The organism is Rhizobium indigoferae (assembly GCF_034554815.1).
GTDB lineage: Bacteria > Pseudomonadota > Alphaproteobacteria > Rhizobiales > Rhizobiaceae > Rhizobium > Rhizobium leguminosarum.
The window spans coordinates 137,324-159,267 of record NZ_CP140637.1; the positions used below are offsets into that span (position 1 = coordinate 137,324).

Annotated in this window: 17 protein-coding genes and 1 pseudogene; 6 read left to right on the top strand and 12 right to left on the bottom strand. The window is 60.1% G+C overall.

All coding sequences use genetic code 11. The features are described from left to right. Window positions 1–127 precede the first annotated feature (127 nt). The 6 genes from U5G49_RS27220 to U5G49_RS27245 form a co-directional block, all read right to left on the bottom strand. Window positions 128–1,168, bottom strand: coding sequence for an ABC transporter ATP-binding protein (locus tag U5G49_RS27220; RefSeq protein ID WP_322790954.1), 1,041 nt, complete (start codon window positions 1,166–1,168; stop codon window positions 128–130). Window positions 1,169–1,190: 22 nt separating this feature from the next. Beyond that, window positions 1,191–2,045: a sugar phosphate isomerase/epimerase family protein gene (locus tag U5G49_RS27225; protein WP_193444930.1), complete on the bottom strand. Its 855-nt coding sequence runs from the start codon at window positions 2,043–2,045 to the stop codon at window positions 1,191–1,193. Between the two features lie 48 nt (window positions 2,046–2,093). Further along, window positions 2,094–3,332: an ROK family transcriptional regulator gene (locus U5G49_RS27230; protein WP_018245495.1), complete on the bottom strand. Its 1,239-nt coding sequence runs from the start codon at window positions 3,330–3,332 to the stop codon at window positions 2,094–2,096. 34 nt (window positions 3,333–3,366) lie between these two features. Continuing rightward, window positions 3,367–4,209 carry a carbohydrate ABC transporter permease gene (locus U5G49_RS27235; RefSeq protein ID WP_018245496.1) on the bottom strand — a complete coding sequence of 281 codons (843 nt, stop codon included), beginning with the start codon at window positions 4,207–4,209 and terminating at the stop codon, window positions 3,367–3,369. Then, a complete protein-coding gene (locus U5G49_RS27240) occupies window positions 4,206–5,135 on the bottom strand; it encodes a carbohydrate ABC transporter permease (RefSeq protein WP_018245497.1) in 930 nt (309 codons plus the stop codon). The genes U5G49_RS27235 and U5G49_RS27240 overlap by 4 nt, the downstream gene beginning before the upstream one ends. Window positions 5,136–5,306: 171 nt before the next feature. Beyond that, window positions 5,307–6,605 carry a type 2 periplasmic-binding domain-containing protein gene (locus tag U5G49_RS27245; protein WP_026188676.1) on the bottom strand — a complete coding sequence of 433 codons (1,299 nt, stop codon included), beginning with the start codon at window positions 6,603–6,605 and terminating at the stop codon, window positions 5,307–5,309. A 393-nt stretch (window positions 6,606–6,998) separates the two neighbouring features. Here U5G49_RS27245 and U5G49_RS27250 point away from each other — a divergent pair, with 393 nt between their 5' ends. Then, window positions 6,999–8,045, top strand: a complete 1,047-nt coding sequence (locus U5G49_RS27250; RefSeq protein ID WP_026230397.1) for a Gfo/Idh/MocA family protein — start codon at window positions 6,999–7,001, stop codon at window positions 8,043–8,045. An 8-nt stretch (window positions 8,046–8,053) separates the two neighbouring features. Here U5G49_RS27250 and U5G49_RS27255 read toward each other — a convergent pair whose 3' ends face one another. Further along, window positions 8,054–9,193, bottom strand: coding sequence for an ROK family transcriptional regulator (locus U5G49_RS27255; RefSeq protein WP_168278765.1), 1,140 nt, complete (start codon window positions 9,191–9,193; stop codon window positions 8,054–8,056). A 240-nt stretch (window positions 9,194–9,433) separates the two neighbouring features. On the opposite strand from U5G49_RS27255, the gene U5G49_RS27260 reads away from it, so the two are divergent. After that, window positions 9,434–12,460: an alpha-mannosidase gene (locus U5G49_RS27260; protein ID WP_193444929.1), complete on the top strand. Its 3,027-nt coding sequence runs from the start codon at window positions 9,434–9,436 to the stop codon at window positions 12,458–12,460. Between the two features lie 95 nt (window positions 12,461–12,555). Here U5G49_RS27260 and U5G49_RS27265 read toward each other — a convergent pair whose 3' ends face one another. Further along, window positions 12,556–13,497 carry a LysR family transcriptional regulator gene (locus tag U5G49_RS27265; protein ID WP_193444928.1) on the bottom strand — a complete coding sequence of 314 codons (942 nt, stop codon included), beginning with the start codon at window positions 13,495–13,497 and terminating at the stop codon, window positions 12,556–12,558. A gap of 200 nt (window positions 13,498–13,697) precedes the next feature. Here U5G49_RS27265 and U5G49_RS27270 point away from each other — a divergent pair, with 200 nt between their 5' ends. Beyond that, entirely contained in the window at window positions 13,698–14,576 is an 879-nt protein-coding gene (locus U5G49_RS27270) for an alpha/beta hydrolase (RefSeq protein WP_193444927.1), read from the top strand. Window positions 14,577–14,592: 16 nt separating this feature from the next. On the opposite strand, the gene U5G49_RS27275 is transcribed toward U5G49_RS27270, so the two are convergent. Continuing rightward, window positions 14,593–15,231, bottom strand: coding sequence for a TetR/AcrR family transcriptional regulator (locus U5G49_RS27275; RefSeq protein ID WP_018516897.1), 639 nt, complete (start codon window positions 15,229–15,231; stop codon window positions 14,593–14,595). Window positions 15,232–15,432: 201 nt separating this feature from the next. Here U5G49_RS27275 and U5G49_RS27280 point away from each other — a divergent pair, with 201 nt between their 5' ends. Next, entirely contained in the window at window positions 15,433–17,895 is a 2,463-nt protein-coding gene (locus tag U5G49_RS27280) for a glycoside hydrolase family 3 C-terminal domain-containing protein (RefSeq protein ID WP_193444926.1), read from the top strand. Window positions 17,896–17,993: 98 nt separating this feature from the next. Here U5G49_RS27280 and U5G49_RS27285 read toward each other — a convergent pair whose 3' ends face one another. From U5G49_RS27285 to U5G49_RS27295, 3 genes are all read right to left on the bottom strand, one after another. Next, window positions 17,994–18,530, bottom strand: a complete 537-nt coding sequence (locus tag U5G49_RS27285) for an OmpA family protein (RefSeq protein ID WP_047620083.1) — start codon at window positions 18,528–18,530, stop codon at window positions 17,994–17,996. A gap of 13 nt (window positions 18,531–18,543) precedes the next feature. Further along, window positions 18,544–19,218, bottom strand: coding sequence for a L,D-transpeptidase (locus U5G49_RS27290; protein WP_018444627.1), 675 nt, complete (start codon window positions 19,216–19,218; stop codon window positions 18,544–18,546). Between the two features lie 238 nt (window positions 19,219–19,456). Continuing rightward, window positions 19,457–19,924: an alpha/beta fold hydrolase gene (locus U5G49_RS27295; RefSeq protein ID WP_322790955.1), complete on the bottom strand. Its 468-nt coding sequence runs from the start codon at window positions 19,922–19,924 to the stop codon at window positions 19,457–19,459. A 135-nt stretch (window positions 19,925–20,059) separates the two neighbouring features. Between U5G49_RS27295 and U5G49_RS27300 the strand changes: the two are divergent. Continuing rightward, window positions 20,060–21,101, top strand: a pseudogene (locus U5G49_RS27300) (AI-2E family transporter). A 407-nt stretch (window positions 21,102–21,508) separates the two neighbouring features. Further along, entirely contained in the window at window positions 21,509–21,934 is a 426-nt protein-coding gene (locus U5G49_RS27305) for a CBS domain-containing protein (RefSeq protein WP_017957358.1), read from the top strand. The last annotated feature ends 10 nt before the right edge of the window (window positions 21,935–21,944 follow it).

Consider the following 21,944-nt stretch of genomic DNA (forward strand, 5'->3'; position numbering starts at 1 on the left):
CGAGCGCGGAAAACCGACCGTGAAGGACTGAGAGTTTCCGGGCCGGGGGCGCGGAAAACGCGCCCCCGGCTGGCGCCGGCCGAAGGGGAGGGGGCAATCGGCCGGGTCAGTTCAACGGGGCTTCACCTCATGTGATCCGCTGCTCGTCTCCGGCAAACAGATGAACCGCATCGTGGATTGGCGCAATCCTCAGCACCTCGCCGGGGGCTGCCCTGATCCGGTCCCTGAAGACGCAAGTGAGCGTCTGCGTTCCCAACCGGGCGATGAGCAGCGTTTCCGAACCCGTGGGCTCTACGACCACCGTCGTGACCTCGATGCCGCCCGGGTCCAACCGGAGATGCTCGGGACGAATGCCGTAGGTCACGGCTTCAGGCGGACGGCGCTCGCTCGGCAGGAGCAGGCCATCGGCGGTTCGAAACCCATCTTCCGTCATGTGGCCACTGATGAAATTCATCGCCGGAGAGCCGATGAATCCGGCGACGAAAAGGTTGTTCGGACGATCGTACAATTCCAACGGAGAACCCGACTGCTCGATCAGACCGTCCTTCATGACGACGATCTTGTCGGCCATGGTCATGGCTTCGATCTGGTCGTGGGTGACATAGATGGTCGTCGTCTGCAGCCGTTGATGCAGTTCCTTGATCTCCGAGCGCATCTGCACCCTGAGCTTGGCATCGAGGTTCGACAGGGGTTCGTCGAAGAGAAAGACGGCCGGGTCGCGCACGATTGCCCGGCCCATCGCCACGCGCTGTCTCTGGCCGCCAGAAAGCTGCTTCGGATATCTCTCCAGGAGACTTTCGAGGCCGAGAATCTTCGCGGCGTTGCCCACCCGCTGATCGATCTCCGTCCGCGGCATTCGTTTCAGCCGCAGCGAAAAGCCCATGTTCTTTGCAACGGTCATATGCGGGTAGAGTGCGTAATTCTGGAACACCATGGCGATGTCCCGATCCTTGGGCGCAAGCTCGTTGACGATATGCTTTCCGATCTGGATCTGCCCTGAGGTAATGCCCTCCAGGCCGGCAATCATCCTCAAAAGCGTGGATTTGCCACAGCCAGAGGGGCCGACCAGAACGACGAACTCGCCGTCGCCAATGTCGACCGATACGCCTTTGATGGCTTTGAACGCGCCATAATCCTTGCGCGCATTGTTGACCGAAACATGGGCCATAACCGTCCTCCCGAAATCGCTATCACAGTCCGCTCAGGACATTTCTCAAATAATCGAGGCCGAGGCGCTCGCCGTCTTTGCGAGCGGCTAAGTCCTTGCCCGGCCAGCCATAGGCGGCATCCTCATGTTCGATCGACAACGTGCCGTCGAAGCCAGCCCCGCGAGCCTGGCGCAGGAACCTCGGCCAATCGATCAGGCCGAGCCCCGGCAGCTTGTATTGCCACCAGCCTTTGCCGTGATAGCCGACAGCCTGCAGCCTCTCCGGATCGATTGCCGTGTCCTTGGCATGAAGGATGGCAATACGATCCTTCACTGCCTCCATCGCCTCGTAGGGATCGACGCCAATGCGAATGAGGTGCGAGGGGTCGAATTCCAGCCCGAAGCGGGGATCGCTGATTCTCTGAAAAAGCTCCCGCCACCCTCTCGGCGTCGTTCCGATGAAATTGTCCTTCGGACCCGGCCAGTTCTCGATTGCGAAGGTCAGGCCATTGGACTGCGTCTGCGCGATCAGGCCGTTGGCGAAATCGGCGAAATCATCATAGTTGGCTTCGTCGCTTGAAGTGTCGTCCCGGCCTGGGAAGATCACAAAGATTGGGACACCCGCTTCACCGATCGCGCCGGCAAATTCGGCGGTCTTCGCCCGAAGCGCCTCACGCTTTGCGCGGTCAGCATCGAGCTGATTGCCGAAATAGGTGATCGACGACACGAAGAGGTTGCGGCTGCGTGCGAGCGCGACGGCTGCCTCCACCCGATCGGGCGTCTTGATATGGCCGCCGACATCGATCTCGATTGCGTCGAAACCTGCCGATGCGGCGAAATCCACCACTTCCTCCAGGGGGCGATCGTTGAATGTCGAGGTGTAAAAGCCGATCTTCACCAAAATCCTCCCGTCTTCACCAAAATCCGTGGGGCCTTGCCGGCCGTTTCAACTGTTCAGGCGGTCCATATTCTTAAGCGGCGAACGTGTGCGTTGAGCAGCATCCGCCGATGCGAGCATCAGGGCTGCTGCCATCGGCATGGCCGCCGCTCCCATGGCCGAGGCATCCTCTCCGAGCGAGGCGCGATGAAGCGAGGGAAGGCTGGTGTCCTCGGCATCGAGATGCTCGTGCACGTAGCGCAGCAATTCGTCGACGATGCGGATCGGCAATCTGCCGCCGACGAGGACGGCGTCGGGGTCGACGATCATGCCGATATGCTTGACTGCGACTGCCAGATGCGCACTCATTTCCTTCAGCCATTGCGACACGAGGCGCCTGCCATGCGCATCCAACGTCAGAAGATCGTGCGGAACACTCACCTCGACGCCGTGCTGCGCGAGGAAATCATAGAGGAAGAACAGCGAGAATATCTCGCCGAGAAGCTGGACCTTATGGGCCTTCCCGTCCCCGCCGTCGGCAATCGGAAGCCAGCCGATTTCGCCGCTGAGGCCCATGGCGCCACGATGACCGTTGCCATCGAGCACGAGGCCACCACCCGGGCATGGATTGATGGCGATGTAGAAGAAGCTGCTGCTTTCGGCACCCAGTCCATAGTCGAGTTCGGCAAGGGCGGCGGCATTGGCTTCGTTTTCGATGAAGACGGGATGCTGCGTCAGGTTTTCCAATGCTGCGCGCACATCGAATGCTGTCCATTCCTGATAGGTCTTGGGCTTGCCGAGGAGCGAAATCTCGCCAAGCCAATCCGGCATCGCTAGACCGATGCCGGCGAGGCGCGCGTCGTCAATGAGCCGGCTGCGCTGGAAATGCGAAATCGCATCGGCCGTTAGCTGCAGGAATTCCGCCGGCAGGATGAAACGTTTCTCGTGATGCACGCGGGCGCGGACATTGCCGACGGCATCGACGGCCAGGATCGTCAGATGGTCGCGATCGATGTTGATGCCGATGGCAAAACAGGCATCCGGATTGATTTCGAGTTCGATTGCCGGCTGGCCTCTCAACCCATGCCGCCGGCGGGCTTCCATGATCAGCCCCTCGTCCAGCAGGCGATCGACGATCCGGGCGATTGCCGGTTTGGTAAAACCCGTCCGCCTGGCGATTTCGGCGCGCGAAATCGGCGCCTGGCGATGAATGCAGCGCAGAACGACCGCCCTGTTGTGCTCGCCAGCATCTTCGACATTCGCGCCGGTCAGATCCGGGGACAGCCTGGCGCCGAGTGTCTGGTTCATGCTCGAAATCCTTCCTTGCGCATAGACTGACCGCTCATCCCTTGACTGCGCCGCTGGTCATCGCACCGAGGATCAGCCGCTGGAGCGACAGGAAGGCGACGATCGCCGGAACGACCGCGATCAGGCAGGCGGCGGCAAGCAGTTGGATGGACGAGTCGGTTTGCATGCCGCGGAAGTTAAAGATGCCGACGCCGATCGGCATCAGATCATTTTTCGTGAGCAACAGAAAAGGCACCAGAAATTGCGACCAGCCGGCGATCACCGTGATGATGAAGACCGAGGCTATGCCCGGCGCCGACAATGGCAGAACGATGCGCCAGAAGACGGAAAACCTGTTGCAGCCGTCGATCATGGCCGCTTCGTCGAGGCTGCGCGGGATGCCGTCGACCGTGCTCTTCAACAGCCAGGTCGCCAGCGGAACGCCCAGCGCGATGTAGACCATGACGACGGCAAAATGCGTATCCAGCAGGCCGAGACGGTTCATGTAGCGATAGAGCGGCACCATGATGACGAGCGGCGAGATCATCTGGAAGAGAAGCAGCCCCATCATCGACAGGCCCTTGCCCCGGAATTGAAATCGGGAAAAGGCATAAGCCGCTGGCAGTGCGACGATCAGGACGCCCAGCCCACTGAGGGCGGCAAGCTTGAGACCATTCCAGAGATAGATCGGAAAGTAGCTGTTGTTCAAAACCGTGATGAAGTTATCGATGGTGGGATTGTTTGGAATATATCGCGCCGCGCCGCGATAGATCTCGCGCTTGTCACGCATCGCCATCGACAGGAGATAGGTGAGGGGGCCGGCGAAGAACACGAACATCACCAGCATGAAGAGATAGCTCATGGCATCGCCGAGCCGCGTTCCGGTCCGTCCGCTCATTGCTCTTCCTCCTTCGGCAGGAACGACGCATAGACGAAGGCGAGCCCGAGGCTGATGATCAGCATGAGCACGGAGAGCACGCTGCCGCCGGACAGGTCGTAGTTTCTAAAGACGATATTGAAGACGTAGAGTGAGATGACCTCGGTCGCACGCCCCGGACCGCCGCCCGTCAGCGTGATGATCGCATCGAAGGTATTCACCGTCTGGATCGTGATGAGGATCATATTGACCAGGATCGCCGCACGCAGCTGCGGAAGGGTGACGAAGAAAAACTGCTGCGATGCCGTCGCGCCGTCGACCTCGGCCGCTTCATAGAGCGAGGGATCGATCGACTTCAGCGCCGCATACATGACGACCATCGAAAATGCGGTGCCGCGCCATATGTTGGAGATGAGGGTGGACCACGGCGCAATAGCAGGGTCCGAGAGCCAGGCGACGGTCGGCATGTGCATCAGCCTCAGAATGCTGTTCAGCGCGCCATAAGGCGCTTCGGAAAAGAGCATCTGCCAGATGATGCCGCCGGCAATTCCGGGGACGACCCAGGCAACCAGCGCCGTCGTTCTGAGGATGGTGGTGCCGAACAAGCCGCGCTTTTCACCGCGAATGACCACGACAGCCACCGCAAGACCTAAAATCTGCTGACCGATGACACTGCCGCCGACAAAGATCAGGGTCGCCCAGAGAATGTCGGGCAGCTGCGGCGAGCTCAACGCATTGGTGATCGACCCCAGCGTATAATCCTGATTGTCGCCGATCAGCGTGGCGTTGGTGAATGAAAGTCTGAAAACGTCGATGACGGGATAAAGGTAGAAGATGCCGATGACGATGATCACGGGCATGATCCAGGGCAGGGGCGCGCCGGCAAAACGGCGCATGAACGATCTGCTTTGAGGCGGGCTGACAGCCTCGATGGCGATGGGGCTCATTAAAGCTTCTCTGTCCGGGTTTGGCTTGCGCATCGGCCCGAAAATCGGAATCGACTTTCGGAAAGCAGAATGCGTAGGTTCAAAGTGTTACAGCGTCCTTTGCGCGTATTAAAAGGCGCGCGCTGTAGGTCGACGGCGCCTGGCAGGCAGGCGCCGTCACGGTCGGAAGCACTAGAGACGCTTGTACGCCTCCAGCGCCGCGTTGAAGGCGGCATCCAAGGCGTCTTCCGGCTTTTTGGTCCCCGAGAGCACGTCGCCCATCATGATCTGGATCTGGTTGGAGATTTCGGGATAGATCGGCACACCAGGGCGCGCCTGTCCGTCGACCAGAGCCTTGGCGAAGGTCTTGTTGGCTTCGGTGGAGAAGACCTCATATTTGTCGAACAGCGATTTCCTGGTCGGCAACTGCTGCTGCAGCGCGTTTGCCGGGCCCATATAGACCTCGCGGGCGAGGTTGGCACACATCTCGACCTTGTCCTTGTCCTTGCTGAAGGAGGCGATCGTCCAGCCGCCGGTGCCGGTCGAGCGCTGATCGGCACTGGGACCGGGAATCGGCGAGAAGGTCCAGTTGTTGAACTCGTCTTCGTCGAGCGTGGCCTTCAGCTGCGCATATTGCCAGTTGCCGCCGATGAAGAGAGCTGTCGTCGCCGCTGCGGCCGCTGCATTCATATCGTCGTAATTCGCGATCGTGCTGACGCGCTTGGGCGCGGCGCCGGAATCGACGAGATCCTTGAAATAATTCAGCGCCTTCAGGAATTTCTCCTTGTTCTCGCCTTCGCCGAATACTGGCTTGCCCGAGTCGTCGACGAGCTTGCCGCCGAGCGCCCAATAATTCGCGAGCCAGTCGAACGTCGTCCCTTCCCAGCGCCCGCCATTGAAGAGAACGCCTTCCATGCCTTCCTTGGTGGAGGCGAGCGCGGCCTTTTTCAGGTCGTCCCATGTCTGCGGCGCATCCGCAACGATCGACTTGTTGCGGTAGAGCACACGAAGGTCCGTATCCCACCACCAGGCGCGGACCGTCTGGTCCTTATCCGTGATGCCGCTGCGGATGAAGGGGAACAGGTCATCCACTTCCTCCTTCGAAAAATACGGCGTGAAGTCCGCAAGCACGTGATTGACCATGAACTGCGAGAGGACGAAGGAGTCGACAGCGGCGCAATCAGGCGCGTTGCCGGCCTTGGCCTGCTCCAGCATCTTGGCCTGTTCCGTGCCGATGTCAGAGGACATGAATTGCATCTGCAATTTCCAGTCCGGATGCTTCTTGATGAAATCGACGAAGAGCTTCTGATAGCCCTCGGCGATCGCCGGATCCGAATTGTTGGGACTGTCGTTCGTCAAACGGACGACGAGGGATTTTGGCGCATCGGCAAGGCCAATCCTGTCCTTCGTGGCAAGTTCCTGGGCAAATGAAGTAGATGCTGAAAATAACATGGTGCTCAGCGCAAATACGCTGATGGTGGCGCTCTTCATGATGGGTCTCCTCCCCATTTTGAACGGATACAGCCTGGCGGTCGGTTGACCTCTCCTCATTTCCGTGCTGCATTAATTAGATTAAGTTACTTTGATTTGATGTCAAGCCACAGCTTGGGAGGCAGAACCTGGGAGGTTGAGATGCTGGCGACAATCAACAGCAGCTAGTGCATAATTTCCGAAAATCGAGATCGATTTTCGGAAAAGGATCCGCGCCATTAACGTGATGGAGCGTCCTGTCGGGCGCACGGCGCATCGACCGCAGTTTTCCTGAAACAGAGAGAAGCCGATCGCGGATGGCCGCGATGGCAGGAGTGCGATTTTGCCCGGCTGCACGCCGGAGCTCAGCTCTGACACACCCGCGTCCGATAGGATGCGCTAGGGGAGGATAAGATGCGTTTACTCATTCTCGGTACCGGCGGGATGGCCAACCAGCATGCCGCCAAGTTCAAGGCGATCGAAGGCGTCAGTGTCGTGGGCGGCGTCGATATCGTCCCGGAAAGGCTCGCGGCCTTTTGCACCGAACATGGCATCGCCAACCATTTCACGACCCTTGAGGAAGCTCTCGCCTGGGGCGAATTCGACGCAGTGGCAAACGTCACGCCGGACCGCATTCACCACCCGACGACGCTGCAGGCGATCGCAGCCGGCAAGCACGTCTTCTGCGAAAAACCGCTCGCCACCGATGCGATCAAGGCCATGGAGATGACCGAAGCCATCGAGCAATCGGGCAAGGTCGGCATGGTCAATTTCACCTATCGCAACTCGCCGGCTCTCCAGAAAGGCCGGCAGATGGTGCTCGCCGGCGAAATCGGGCAAGTGCGCCATGTCGAGGCGTCGCATCTGCAAAGCTGGCTGGTCGGTCGTCATTGGGGCGACTGGAAGAGCGAAAGCAAATGGCTGTGGCGGCTGAGCAAGAAGCATGGATCCAACGGCGCGCTCGGCGATATCGGAATTCACATCGTCGATTTTGCGTCCTACGGTTCAGGGCTTGACGTTGCCCATGTCTTCGCGCGGCTGAAGACCTTCGACAAGGCGCCGGGCCACAAGATCGGAGAATATGATCTTGATGCGAATGACAGCTTTACGATGAATGTCGATTTCACCAATGGGGCGATCGGGACGATCCAGGCGACGCGCACGGCGGCCGGACAGATGGATCAGCTGCGCCTCAGGGTCTATGGCGAAACCGGCTCGATCGAGATGATCTACGATACCGGTAAATCGACACTTCGCGCCTGCCTTGGAGAAGACGTGCACACGGCGACCTGGCGTGACGTTCCCTTCGATCCGGTCGAGACCAACTACCAGCGTTTCGTCCAGGCCGTGCGGGCGGGAAAGACGCAGGAACCATCATTCCGGCGGGCGGCCAATATCCAGAAAGTCCTGGACAAGGCGCTGGCTTCCGATCTTAGCCACGCCGATGAAGCACTCGGCTGAGCCGGCCATCAGGCCGAAGCAGGCGGCAGCAGCAAAGTGTTGAGGAAGGGCAGGAGGGCTGCACCGAGCGCAACGCCGCCGCCACTGAAGCTCGCGGGTTTCATCGGCGAAATCCAGGGCGTCAGCAAGGGCCTCGTCGAGGTGTCGCGCCGCTCGATGGAAAGCTGATGGATCAGCGCTTCGATCACACCCTGTGGCAAATCGCTCCCGATCATGACGACGCTCGGAGCGAGGAATCCAGCTATGGCGATGATCGGGTCGAGCAGATGACCAGCGGCCTCCCGTATCCATTGCGACAGTGACGACGAGGGGAATTCTTCCCCCTGCAACAGGCGGGTGAAGTCCTGGTCGCCGATCCGCGATCGCAGGGATTCGAAACCGACGACGGTGTTCAGCTGGACATTATCCGGGCCGGTCAGCATTTCGCCGATGCTGCCTGCCCGCCCATGCACGCCGGAATAGGGAATACCGCGAATGAGAAAGCCGGCCTGAACGTCGTCGTCGATAATGATCATCGCAAGTCCGCCTTCCCTGCCGGAGCTGCCGATCGTGCGTTCGGCGAGAAGGCTCGCCGTACACTCGTTCTCGACATAAGGACGCGCGATCGTCGACATCGCGGCGATCTGATCGCTTTGATCCTGCGTCCAGTCGTTGGCGGCGATGCCAAGGCCGATGATCGGCAATGCGGCATGACGGTCGACCATATCCCTGACCGCCGCATGCACGAGGCCGACTTTGTCTGCGGGGTCCAGCTCGATATAGACCCGGTCATGGACCTGACCACTCAGATCGATGAGCACGGCCTCGCCACGCCTTTGGCGAAGCTTGACGCCGATCGAGAAAGCACCTTCCGGGCGCAAGGCAAACTCGGTAGCGGTGGCGCCTCCGCCAAGGCCATTGCGGCGGTTGGAGGTGACAAGCTTTTCCTCGGCCAGTCGGCGGAGAATATTGGTAATGCCGGGGCCGGTAAGGCCGCAATGCCGGCCAAGCTCCATCCGGGTCAGCGGGCCGTGGCGGCGGATGGCTTCCAGAATGACGCGAATATTTCGATCGGCAATTTCACCGGACCGCAGACCGACTGTTTTGGCGCGCGGGGCGCCTGTGTCCTGGGTTTGAAGCCGACGCGGCCCTGATCGAAGATACCGCATAGTCGCCGTCCTTAGAGCTATACGACGCTTTTGTAACACGCCTTCGTCTGCCGCAATGAATTTCTTACGGACTTGACGGGAAATCAAAGTTACTTAATCTAAGGCTGCAGGCCTGCTTGGAGGAGAGGGCCGGGCAAATCGCGATCTTGATCGCGCCATCTTCATCTCCCCCAAACCATGACCCCGGCCCCAAAGCATGACGACAAAATTGTCAGCCGTCGATTTTCAACAGGATAAGCCATGCCTCTGACCATTGCCCAGCGCCTCGATCGTCTCAAAGTTCGCATTGCCGAGTTGGCTCATTGGCGGGATCGACAAAGTGCTGTGATCGACGGCTGGACTTTCGAGGGCCAGCCGATCGCGCATCAGCAGGATTGGCCGCACCGCCAGGGGGCGGTGCATTTTGCCGTGAGCGCTGAAGCGCCGGAGGCGTGGCCTCTCGCAGACATTCGCCTGCAGCTCGATCTCGGCGGCGAGAGCCTGATCACGCTGAGCTACCCCGACGGTCAGACCGAAACATTCGGCCTCGATCCCTATCATCAGGAATTCCCGGTGAAGGGTCGCCGCTTTTCGATCGCAACGGAAACCGTCGCCCGCTTTCCATTCGGCGAACCCAATCGCGCTCCGCGGCTCAACAAGGCCCGGTTTATCTGGCTCGATGGCCCGGCTCACCGCCTGCACCTTCTGTTGAAGCAGGTTGCCGAGGCAATCGATGCGCTGAGTGAACATGAAGTCGTTCCGCATCTGATGGATGCCGCCGAGCATGGGCTGCGCAGTCTCGATTGGCCATCGGATACGGCGGCTTATATCTCCCGCACATCCGGCGCCGTCATGCAGCAGAAAATCTGGGAACTGCCGGAGCTTGAAGCTAATCCGGCAGGCCTCACGGAAGAGCAAAGCGCTTCGGCAGCCGCGGCCTTCGAGGCTCTGACGGCGCGGCTGAAGGAGCTGCAGAAGCGCTTTCCGCCGAACGGAGAACTGCTGATGACGGGCCATGCGCATATCGATCTTGCCTGGCTTTGGCCCTATCGCGAGACGCGTCGGAAAATGCGGCGCACCTTCAATACGGCGCTCTCGCTGATGGAGCGCTCCGACGATTTCCGCTTCAATCAATCGACCGCCCATTATTACGCGCAGATGGAAGAGGAGGATCCGGAGCTTCTCGATCGCATCAAGAACAAGGTCGCGGAAGGAAAGTGGGAAACCGTCGGCGGCATGTGGGTCGAGCCCGACACGAACATGCCGACCGGCGAAAGTCTCGCCCGTCAGGTTCTCTATGGCCAGCGCTATTTCGAGAAGACCTTCGGCACGCGCCATACGGTCTGCTGGCTGCCGGATTGCTTCGGCTTTTCAGGCGCGCTGCCGCAGATCCTGAGACAGGGCGGTATCGACAGTTTCTTCACCATCAAGGTCAACTGGAGCGAGACCAATCATATTCCCTCCGATCTCTTCTGGTGGAAGGGCCTCGACGGCAGCCAGGTGCTGACCCATACGTTCGACAATCCGATGCAGGGTTATAACGGCTTCGTGCAACCCGATTGCTACGTGCCGACGTGGAAGAATTTCCGCGGCAAGACGCAGCACGATACCTCGCTTCTGGCCGTCGGTTATGGCGACGGCGGCGGCGGCGTCACGCCCGAGATGGTGGAGCGCGAAGTGCAGTTGCGCGATTTCCCGGCGATCCCGCAGGCACGCTGGGGCACCGTCAAAAGCTATTACGAGCAGGCGCACCGCACCGCGGGGGAAAAGAGCCTTCCGGTGTGGGATGGCGAAATCTATCTCGAACTGCACCGCGCCACGCTGACGTCGCAAAGCGGCGTCAAGCGCAAGCACCGCCAGGCCGAACGTGCGTTGATCACCGCCGAAGCCATCGCTTCGCTTGGGCACATGCTCGGAGCAGACAAGCCCCAGAGCCTCGAAGCCGATTGGCGCGTCGTGCTGAAGAACGAATTTCATGACATTCTGCCGGGCTCGAGCATCCGTGAAGTCTATCAGGATGCGGAGCAGGAACTGGGCGGCGTCATCGACCGTGCCAAGATCGAGCAGGCGAGGGCATTGCAGGCGCTGTCGGCCAAGCTGCCGAAGGGCGGGGTTGGCGATGCCCTCGTCGTCGTCAATCCGTCTCTTGCGGCCAGACCGCTCAGCGCAACGCTCTCCGACGGCACGGTCGTCTCGGCCGCCGATGTCGTCGCCCCCCTGTCCGTCGCGGTCTTCGACAAGGGCACGCTCAAGCCCGCAAGTGGGCTGAAGGCCGGCCCCGGCCATCTCGAAAACGAGCACCTCTCGGTCGCCATCGGCAAGGACGGGGCGGTCGTGAGCCTCATCCATAAGGCCACGGGCCGGGAAGCGGTCGACGGCTCGGCAAATCAGCTCTGGGTCTATCCAGGCGACAAGCCGCGCAACTGGGACGCCTGGGACATCGATGCGGATTATGCCGAAAAGGCCGTCCGCCTCGATGCCCCGGAAAGCATCACGCTCGTTGAAGAAGGGCCGCACCGAGCGGCGATCCGCGTCGTCTACCGCTACCGGAATTCGAGCGTCACGCAGACCTATGTGCTGACGGCCAACGCCAGGCGCCTCGACATCGAAACGACGATCGACTGGCATGACCGCCGCACCCTTCTGCGCACGCTGAACCCGGTCGCCGCATTGGCCCGGAAGGCAACGTTCGAATGCGCCTTCGGCATCGTCGAGCGGGCAACGCACACGAATACGTCCTGGGAACAGGCGATGTTCGAGGCCGTCGCGCACCGCTTCGTCGATATCAGCGAGCCGGGCTTCGGGGTCGCACTGCTCAACAATGCCAAATACGGTCATAGCGCCCGCGGCAATGTGATCGGCATGAGCCTCGTGCGCGGTCCGATCTATCCGGATCCGCTGGCCGATGAAGGCGAGCAGAGCTTTACCTATGCGTTGATGCCGCATGAAGGCACCTGGCATGAAGGCGGCGTCCTCGACGAGGCGATCGATCTCAATCAACCGCTCGTCGCTGCTGAGGCCAGCGGCCTCTCCACCGGCACCTTCGCGCCGCTTGTGGTCAACGGCATCCCTGTCGCGTTCTCAGGCCTGAAGCCGGCGGAAGAAGGCGATGGTCTCATCCTGCGCCTTTACGAACCAGCTGGCCGGCGCGGCAACCTCTCCCTCGGTCTACCTTCCGGATGGGCAGCATCGCAACCGCTGAACATTCTCGAAGAGCCGATGGAGCGGAAGGGACCTGCCGACGTCATGCCGTTCGAAATCCGAACCTGGAAGCTGAAGAAAACCTGACAGCTAACCGCCATACGTGCCGGGAATCAAATGGCCTATGGCAAGCATGTCGCACCATGATTTGAAGAACTGGCGGGCGCTCGTGAAAGCGGCCGCTATCCCCCAGAATTGGATGAGCCGCCGGCCGCATCCAGCGGTCGAAATGCGTCGGGTCGGGCGGCAAAGTTCGCAACTACAAAATCCACGAAAGCGCGGACTTTTGGTGAAAGCTGACGATTGGACGGCCATACGAGCGAGAGCGAGCCGTACGGCACCATGAAGGAGGTCAGGACGGGGACCAAACTTCCGGTTCGCATATGGGGTTCTGCGACGTAGACAGGCAGATGCGCGAGCCCCAAAGCGTCCCGTGCTGCCCGCAGCCCTGCGTCCGTATTGTTGAATGTAAGGCCTCTTGGCAAAATGAGCCGATCGTATGGTGATCGGAATGCCCACGGCGCGAGCCGGCCGCTGGATGGGTATTTGAAGTGAATGCAAGCATGTTGGGAGAGGTCATCAGGCGTCTGCGGTTGCCCATGGCGCTTGAAATAATCGGGACGTCCGCAAACGACGAAATGCTGGTCGCCAAGATGGCGGGCGATCAATCGAGCATCGGCAAGCTCACCACTCCGAACGACGACATCCAGGCCCTCTGCGACCAGGTCTGTGACCTTGTCTTCGAAATCGATGTCCAGTTCGATCTCCGGAAATTGCTCGGTAAAAATGGGCAGAAGCGGCATGAGAAGGTGATGCCCGACGATATGCGGAACGCTGACGCGAAGGCGTCCCCTTGGACGTTCCCGGCTTCGTGAGATTGTGGCCTCTGCGTCATCCATGTCGTCGATGATGCGTTTGTAGCGCTCGTAGAGGACCGCTCCTTCCTCAGTCAGGCTGATACTGCGCGTTGTCCGATTGAAGAGCCGCACGCCCAGTCGGCTTTCGAGACGCGCCACTGCCTTTCCGATCGCAGACGGCGAAACTCCGCCAACCCTGGCGGCTGCGACGTAGCTCTGCTGTTCGACGGCGTGGACGAAGGCGACAACGCTTGCGAGACTGTCCACAATAACACCCGATTAGAGATATTTTGTCCTTTATGTACGTCCACAGGCCACCATTGATCAATATTGCGTAGGAAATATCCTCTGTCTCACGATGCTAGGCGCTTTTCGAGGCCTTATCCTTCGGCTGCAGCCGCAGCGGTCGGGTGATCTCGATTGCCGCCTATTCGGACGGCGTCTGGCAATATCAAAGGAGTGAACGCATGCGGGACTATGCAAAAGAACGACCCGAGCACGCGGAAAAATACGTCGGAGAGAATGACCTATTTCTGGAAATATTTCACGCATACGGCGCTTCGAGGCAGTCCGTCCGGCCGCCTTTGCTCTTCGTCCATGGCGCCTTTACCGGGAGTTGGATGTGGAGCAAATACATTCCTCATTTCATGTCGGCTGGATGGAAGTCTTATTGCGTCAACCTGCGAGGCCACTACAAAAGCAGGTCGGTGGATTTCACAAAAATCCTGTTTGAAGATTACCTGGAAGACATCCGGCTGGTGATCTCCGAAATCGTCGAAGAATGTGGAACTCCTCCCATCGTGATCGGATTCAGCATGGGCGGAATCCTGAGCCAGAAACTGGCGGAAAGTGTGCAGATAGCCGGGCTGGTCTTGATCGATTCCAGCATTTGCAGGGAAGTGCATGCGGAGGCCCCCTATCGCGATCTCGCGTTCCGAATGCCCGGCCTCGTCGTGCCTGCTCCAGCACGCGACGAGCAGATCAGTGTGGATGAAACATTCGAGGATATCGAATTCCAGCGGAAGTACCTGTCCATGGAATCTGCGAAGGCATTCAGCGCATTTTCCTTTCATTTCGGGTCCGAGGGGATTTCCATCAAAGGCGAGATGATCGCCTGTCCCAGCCTCGTCATCTGCGCCATCAACGACGAATCCGATGAACATCGCGGCCGGGCGACAGCGCGTCACATCGGCAGCGAGTATCTAGGTCTCTGGGGCACGACACATACCGGTCTGCTTGTCGGGCAGAGGTATCACGAAGCTGTAAGCCGCATTATGGTCTGGTTAGCGCGCTTTGATGGGAGGCCGGTTTCCGATAAGGCATCATCCTGGACCGCCCGCGAGTAGAGCCGTAAGCCAAGGCTCAGCCTTGCGGACCAAGGCTCGCCAACAGCCGGCTGATGTAGGCTTCCAACCCGCCGACCATGTCGAAGCGGGTGGGATCGCGCAGCCAGAGCATCTGAAGGCCGTCCATCACCGCGATCAGTTCGGCCGCCATTGCCCTGCCGTCAATCTTGCCGTCGATCGAGCCATCGGCGACGGCCTCTTCGAAGGTCGCGGCGATGTCATTCTGCAGTTGGGTGGCGCGATCGAGAAACCATCCTTTGGCCGGGTGATCCTTCATCAGGCTCTCGGCATTCAGGATGGCGAAGGCCCTGATGACCTCGACCATATCGGCGTTGCGGCGGAAGACCTCGACCATGCCCTTGAGCAGGCCGCGGAGATCGGAACGATGGGGCCCGATGAAGCTTTCGCTTTCGCGATCGCGCTTATCCAGAATGGCGAGCAGGAGATCGACCTTGGTCGGGAAATGGTGCAGCAGGCCGGGCAGCGACAGGCCGACGTCGCGGGCAACATCCGCGATGGCGGCATTCTGGTAGCCGTCTTCGGCGAAGCGCCGCATCGCAGCAGTCAGGATCTCCGCGCGGCGCGCTTCGCCCTTGCGGGATCTGCGTCGTCGCTTTTCGTCCTGTCCGGTATTCGATTCGGAAAACTCTGCCATCGCCTCTCCCGTCGGTTTCTCCGGCGCTCTTTATCCATACATCAGGCTTCGCCAGTTGACATCTTAAAAATACCGAGTAATCGGTAGGTTTAAGAACTACCTTACGGGCTGAGAAGTGCGCGTTTGCCGCCGATGGGTTAGCACCGCGCTTGCTCAGGCAATACTTCACGGCAACCGAATTCCATTGAAGGGGAGGTTTGCATGATCGAATCCATTCTCGACAAGATGACGCTCGAGGAGCAGGTCTCCCTGTTGTCCGGCGCCGATTTCTGGACGACGGTTCCCGTCGAGCGTCTTGATGTGCCGAAGATCAAGGTGACGGACGGACCGAATGGCGCCCGCGGCGCCGGTTCGCTGGTCGGCGGCGTCAAGGCGACCTGTTTTCCCACTGCCATCGCGCTCGGCGCCACTTGGAATCCCGATCTGGTCGAGCGCATGGGTGTGGCGCTTGCCCACCAGGCGAAGAGCAAGGGTGCCGCCGTACTGCTCGCGCCCACAGTGAATATCCATCGTTCCGGGCTCAACGGGCGAAATTTCGAATGTTATTCCGAGGATCCGATGCTGACCGCGGAACTCGCCGTCGCCTATATCAAAGGCGTGCAGAGCCAGGGGATCGCGGCGACGATCAAGCACTTCGCCGGCAATGAATCCGAGATAGAGCGGCAGACCATGTCTTCCGATATCGACGAGCGGACGCTGCGCGAAATCTACTTTCCACCCTTCGAACAGGCTGTCAAACGCGCCGGCGTGATGGCCGTCATGTCCTCCTATAACCGCCTCAACGGCACCTATACGAGCGAGCATGAGTGGCTGCTGACCAAGGTGCTGCGCCAGGAATGGAGATTCGACGGTATCGTCATGTCCGACTGGTTCGGTTCGCATTCGACGGTCGAGACGATCAATGCCGGGCTTGATCTCGAGATGCCCGGCCCGGCGCGCGATCGCGGCGAGAAGCTGGTTGCGGCCGTGCGCGAGGGCAGGGTCGAAGCCGCCACCGTGCGGGCGGCGGCGCAGCGGATCCTGCTTCTACTCGAGCGGGTCGGCGCGTTCGAGAAGAAGCCCGACCTTACGGAGCAGGCGGTCGACCTGCCGGAAGACCGGGCGCTGATCCGGCGTGTCGGCGCAGAGGGCGCAGTCCTTTTGAAGAACGACGGCATACTGCCGCTTGCCAAGACGTCGCTCGACCGGATCGCCGTCATCGGACCCAACGCCGCGAGCGCGCGCGTCATGGGCGGTGGCAGCGCGCAGATCGCGGCGCATTACGTGGTCAGTCCGCTCGAAGGGATTCGAGCCGCCCTTTCCAATGCCAATAGCGTCAGCCACGCCGTCGGCTGCCGCCATAACCGTCTGATCGAGGTGGCCAAGGGAAAGATCACCGTCGAATATTTCAAGGGACGCGGCTGCCGGGGCACTCCGCTTCATGTCGAGACCGTCGACAAGGGTGAGTTCTTTTGGTTCGAACTGCCGGCGGCCGAGCTCGACCCCACCGATTTCTCGGCACGGATGACGATGCAATTCGTGCCGGAGGAGAGCGGCGATCATGTCTTCGGCATGACCAATGCCGGACTGGCGCGGCTCTTCGTCGATGGCAGGCTGACGGTTGACGGCCATGACGGCTGGGCACGCGGCGAAAACTATTTCGGCACGGCAAATGACGAACAGCGCGGCACGGTAGCGCTCGATGCGGGCAAAGCCCATGCCGTCACCGTCGAATATGACCCGCCGGTGGCGAACGAAGAGGGGATCAACCTCACGGCCATTCGGTTCGGCGTCGAAAAGCCCTTGGGCGAGGCCGATATCGTGGGTGCCGTCGAGACGGCGCTGAATGCCGATGTGGCGCTTCTCTTCGTCGGCCGCGACGGCGAATGGGATACCGAGGGCTTGGACCTGCCCGACATGCGGCTTCCGGGGCGGCAGGAAGAGCTGATCGAGCGGGTTGCGGCCGCCAACGCCAACACCGTGGTCGTGCTGCAGACCGGCGGTCCAGTGGAAATGCCGTGGCTCGGCAAGGTTCGCGCCGTGCTGCAGATCTGGTACCCCGGGCAGGAGCTGGGCAATGCCGTCGCGGATGTCCTGTTCGGCGATGTCGAGCCCGGCGGACGTCTGCCGCAGACATTCCCGAGGGCGCTTGCCGACAATTCCGCCATCACAGGTGATCCGGCCGTCTATCCGGGTAAGGATGGGCATGTGCGCTATGCCGAAGGCGTCTTCGTCGGCTATCGTCATCACGATACGCATGCTGTCGAACCGCTCTTCCCTTTCGGTTTCGGCCTTGGCTACACACGCTTCAACTGGAGCGAACCGCGGCTTTCAGCCAGCGAAATGGGTCCCGAAGGCGTGACCGTCAGCGTCGATCTGACCAATATCGGCGATCGGGCCGGATCGGAACTGGTCCAGCTTTATGTGCGTTCGCCGAGGTCAAAGGTAGAACGGCCGGACAAGGAACTGCGCGCCTTCGCAAAGCTTTCGCTGTTGCCCGGTGAGACAGGAACGGCCGAAATGAGGATCCTGCCGCGCGACCTCGCCTATTACGACGTCGGGGCCGGCGCCTTCCGCGCAGAAGCAGGCGACTACCAACTGGTCGTGGCTGCGAATGCCGCGGATATCAGGTTCATCATCGATCTGCCGTCACCACTCGAATATGTACTGCCACCTTCGAATTAAAGGCAGGCTGGCGAGATCCATGTCGCATTCGAACTGCGCCCAGCCGATACGGACGATCGCGCTTGGCGCGTCTGCGCCAAGCGTTGGTTCGAGCTGGATCAGGCCGCGTCGGGCTGAGAGCGGAGATTGGTGACGACGCGCCGGTTCTGCACCTTGCAGGAGCGCTCCGTGCAGTCGCGGACTTCGCGGTCGTTGCCGTAGCCCTTGGCCCACATGCGCCTGGCGTCCACGCCCTTCGAGACGAGATAGGCCATCGCCGCATCGGCGCGCTTCTGCGACAGCGTCTCCATTTGGGATGCGGAACCGGAATCGTCGGCAAATCCCTGCAGCTTGAGCAGCCAAGTCGGGTTCTTGTTTAGCCAGATGGCCTGGTTGTCCAATGTTGCCATGGCGACGGAATCGAGCGTGGCGGAGTCCTGCTTGAAGTAGATCCTTCGGCCGACATTGAGGATGAAATCCTCTTCACTGCCAGCCGCGACGGTTTCGAAACCGGGCGCCGGATCGTTGGTCTGGCCGGTCATCGGCGCCGCAGCGGGTTCTTCCAGAGACGCGACCTTGGTTGTGGTGCAGGCGGTAAGCGCCAGGAGCATGGCCGCGGCCATAAGCTGCCTCATGTATCCGGTCGGAGCAGACATCAGCGGATATTCCTCATTCGACCGGAGTTATTTGGCTGACCTGCGCGGCACTTTCAGCCTGGTCGGCAATGTGCGGCAGAACCTGCACCGCGGTGCCGATGGGGCAACGCTGGTAAAGATCGATGGCGTCTTCGTTGAACATGCGGATACAGCCGCTGGAGGCATCCTTGCCGATGCTCCACGGCTCAAGCGTGCCGTGGAAGCGATAACCGGTGTCGACGCCGTCGCGATGCAGATACATGGCGCGGGGACCAAGTGGATTTTTCGGTGAACCTCCGGCCACGAATTCGGGCAGTTCAGGATGGCGCTTGCGCATCTCCGGCGGCGGCGTCCAGCGCGGCCAAAGCGATTTAGCGTCGATCGTGGCGCGGCCAAACCATTTGAAGCCCTCGCGGCCGACGCCGACGCCATAGCGGATGGCCGTCTTGTTCTCCATGATCACGTAGAGAAAATGGTGCCTTGTATCGACGACGACGGTGCCGATCGGCTCGCTGCTGAAATATTTGACAACCTGGCGGTGCCACTTCTTGTCGATCTTGGCGAAGTTGGTCTTTTGGAACGTCACGCCATTGTCGACGGCGGTGCCGGCAAAATTGGAAGATGCGGCGGCGAATGCCGGTTTCTGGACCGCACCGGCGCCAAGTAACGCCAATCCACCAAGCACAATATTTCTGCGTGTCCACGGCATCGGCAATATCCCCCTTAAAGCCAAGCAGCGAAGTGTCAGTAAATCAGATTTTTCATTTGCCACAACAGAAAAATCATATCCTCCCTAAAGGCGGAGATCGGTTCACGGGCCTCCTGTGTCTGGTATTGCCCCATTGTTACTCTGGAATGCCGCGGCGCTTCGAGTTAAAGGGCCGGGCATTCATCACCTTTGAAATCGGCATGTACTCTTTCCGCAACCGCCTGCGAGCCGATGCTCTTCACACGCGGCAGTCCCTTTTCTTGTGCGAATGCCTCCACAAGATCACAAAGCATCTCTCGCGCAACGCCTGGGACCACATGATGGGGCAAATGCCCGACACTTCTGGTCTTCTTGCGGCAAGGTGTAACGCCGCTGCGCTTCCGATCGAGTGCGCAACGATCCTCACCTCCGACAGGTCAAGAGACGTGAGAAGGCGTTCAAGCCAGAAGGACTGTCCCTCAGGTCCACGCTCAGCCGGTGCAGCCGGCGCGCTCAGTCCATAGCCGGGCCGGTCGGGAGCAATGATCCGGAAATCGCTGTTGTCGAAGGGAAGCAAAATTTCCTGCGCAAGACTGCCGCAGCCATGCAGGAGGACGACTGGAATGCCATGTGAGTTGCCACCGTCAAGGATGTGAACGTCCTGATCTGCGACGTGAATTGTTATTCCGAACGTCAGCTGGACAGGCTTCACTAACATGAGGCGCATAACTAAATCGAAAGAAGAAGTTCCGGTCGGGACGGCGCCTACGGCATTGAGCCGCTAGAGTAGGATGGACGGGCGGCTCAGCGCTGCCGCCTTATCTGTGCTACCATCATCGCGGTCTCGAAGCGGAAAGATCGAATGCTCCTTCAGCGTGTCAGTTTCTATGTGCTTCTGGTCCTCGTGACCATTGCGTTCGTCGCCGTCGTGCTACCGTTCTATTCGGCGATATTCTGGGCAGTCGTCCTCGCTATCATCTTCTTCCCGCTTCACGCCCGTATCGAGGCGCGGCTGGGTGGGCGGGGAAACCTTGCTGCAGCGCTGTCTGTGTTGATCTGCCTCTGCGTCGTTATCATTCCCGGGCTGATCGTCCTCAGTTCACTCGTCCAGCAGGGCAACCATCTCTACCAACGTATGGACACCGGCGAGATCGACGTCCGGAGCTTTATTCATAATCTGCAGGAAGCATGCCCTTGTTCCTCCGCGACTGGCTCCGGAGCATCGAGCTGAACGGCGTCGATACGTTTCAGGACCGCGTTTCCTCGGCATTGATGCAGGGCGGCGGTTTTTTTGCCGGACGCGCCTTGAGCCTCGGTCAGAACACCGTGCGGTTCTTCGTCACCTTCGGCGTGATGATCCTGTTCTTCATGTTCCGGGATGGGCGCGCCCTTGCCGCGCCATCAGAAGAGCGCTGCCTCTCAGCGATGCCCATACACTTCGCTTCACCTCCAAATTCACTTCGGTCGTTCACGCGACCGTGCGAGGCAATATTATCATCGCCATCATCCAGGGTTCGATCGGCGGAATCGCCTTCTGGGCCCTTGGCGTCGAGCCAGCCCTTCTGTGGGGCGTGCTGATGAGTTTCCTGTCGCTGCTGCCTGCGGTCGGCGCCGCATTGATCTGGGTCCCCACGGCCATTTACCTGGCTCTGGCCGGCTTTTGGGTGAAGGCGATTGTGCTGGTTGCGGTGGGCGCCCTCGTCATCGGTCTTGTCGATAATCTGCTGCGGCCGTCCCTGGTCGGCAGAGAGACCAAGCTTCCCGACTATGTTGTCCTCATTTCAACCATTGGCGGCATTTCCCTACTAGGCATCAATGGTTTCGTGATCGGGCCGCTGATCGCCGCTCTCTTCATCGCCGCTTGGGGGATATTCGTGGAGGAGGAGGGCACGTCGGATTCCTGACGATGCGACCGGAGCATTTACCGATGGCTTCCGGAACTTTCGTCTCCCTGACCGGTTTCATAGATTCGAACCATCATCATGGGGGTGGAGCCATGAGCGCTCCGAGTGTCGCCGTCTTCGATAAGACGCTGCAAACTACAAATATGCGGCACGACGATCTGATGGCCGAGCAGGGACCTGATCGGCAGCTAGTCTGCGGTGAACGACGAGCTTTCATCGACGCCCGGGCGAGGTGCGGAAAGTGCGCCACGGACTGCCGGCAGAAGTCCAGGCGCTCTGGCCGGATCCGGATAGCGACACTCAGTCCCCATCGAGAGGGTGGCAGGAGCCGCAACCACGTCGTTTCGGAAACGACTCTCACCGGAACATTCGACGTCCACTAACCGTAAAAGGCAGGAGGAAAGACCATGAAAGTGTCAGAGATCATGTCTCGCGATGTAGAAATCGCCAACCCTAATCAGACGATAGCCGAAATCGCGAGATGCATGGCCGACAGGCAGATCGGCTTCCTGCCGGTCGGCGACAACGACCGGCTCGTCGGAACGATCACGGATCGCGATCTCGTCGTGCGTGGGCTTGCCGATGGACTCGGGGGCGATGCAAAGGTGCGCGAAGTCATGTCACGCGATGTCAAATATTGTTTCGAAGACGAAGATGTCGACGACGTGACCCGCAATATGGGGCAGGTCCAGGTCCGCCGCCTTCCCGTCGTCAATCGTGACAAACGCCTTACCGGCGTCATCTCGCTCGGCGATGCGTCCCTGGCGGACACCGCTGCAGCGGGAGCCGGGTTGAAAAAAGTTTCCCGACCGGGCGGCGCTCATGCACATTAGAGGAGGATGA

Bases quoted from the DNA above. Each gene is read 5' to 3' on its own strand.
- U5G49_RS27220 (WP_322790954.1), bottom strand. From the start codon at position 1,168: ATGGCCCATGTTTCGGTCAACAATGCGCGCAAGGATTATGGCGCGTTC.
- U5G49_RS27230 (WP_018245495.1), bottom strand. From the start codon at position 3,332: ATGAACCAGACACTCGGCGCCAGGCTGTCCCCGGATCTGACCGGCGCG.
- U5G49_RS27235 (WP_018245496.1), bottom strand. From the start codon at position 4,209: ATGAGCGGACGGACCGGAACGCGGCTCGGCGATGCCATGAGCTATCTC.
- U5G49_RS27240 (WP_018245497.1), bottom strand. From the start codon at position 5,135: ATGAGCCCCATCGCCATCGAGGCTGTCAGCCCGCCTCAAAGCAGATCG.
- U5G49_RS27245 (WP_026188676.1), bottom strand. From the start codon at position 6,605: ATGAAGAGCGCCACCATCAGCGTATTTGCGCTGAGCACCATGTTATTT.
- U5G49_RS27250 (WP_026230397.1), top strand. From the start codon at position 6,999: ATGCGTTTACTCATTCTCGGTACCGGCGGGATGGCCAACCAGCATGCC.
- U5G49_RS27255 (WP_168278765.1), bottom strand. From the start codon at position 9,193: ATGCGGTATCTTCGATCAGGGCCGCGTCGGCTTCAAACCCAGGACACA.
- U5G49_RS27260 (WP_193444929.1), top strand. From the start codon at position 9,434: ATGCCTCTGACCATTGCCCAGCGCCTCGATCGTCTCAAAGTTCGCATT.
- U5G49_RS27270 (WP_193444927.1), top strand. From the start codon at position 13,698: ATGCGGGACTATGCAAAAGAACGACCCGAGCACGCGGAAAAATACGTC.
- U5G49_RS27275 (WP_018516897.1), bottom strand. From the start codon at position 15,231: ATGGCAGAGTTTTCCGAATCGAATACCGGACAGGACGAAAAGCGACGA.
- U5G49_RS27280 (WP_193444926.1), top strand. From the start codon at position 15,433: ATGATCGAATCCATTCTCGACAAGATGACGCTCGAGGAGCAGGTCTCC.
- U5G49_RS27285 (WP_047620083.1), bottom strand. From the start codon at position 18,530: ATGTCTGCTCCGACCGGATACATGAGGCAGCTTATGGCCGCGGCCATG.
- U5G49_RS27290 (WP_018444627.1), bottom strand. From the start codon at position 19,218: ATGCCGTGGACACGCAGAAATATTGTGCTTGGTGGATTGGCGTTACTT.
- U5G49_RS27295 (WP_322790955.1), bottom strand. From the start codon at position 19,924: ATGCGCCTCATGTTAGTGAAGCCTGTCCAGCTGACGTTCGGAATAACA.
- U5G49_RS27305 (WP_017957358.1), top strand. From the start codon at position 21,509: ATGAAAGTGTCAGAGATCATGTCTCGCGATGTAGAAATCGCCAACCCT.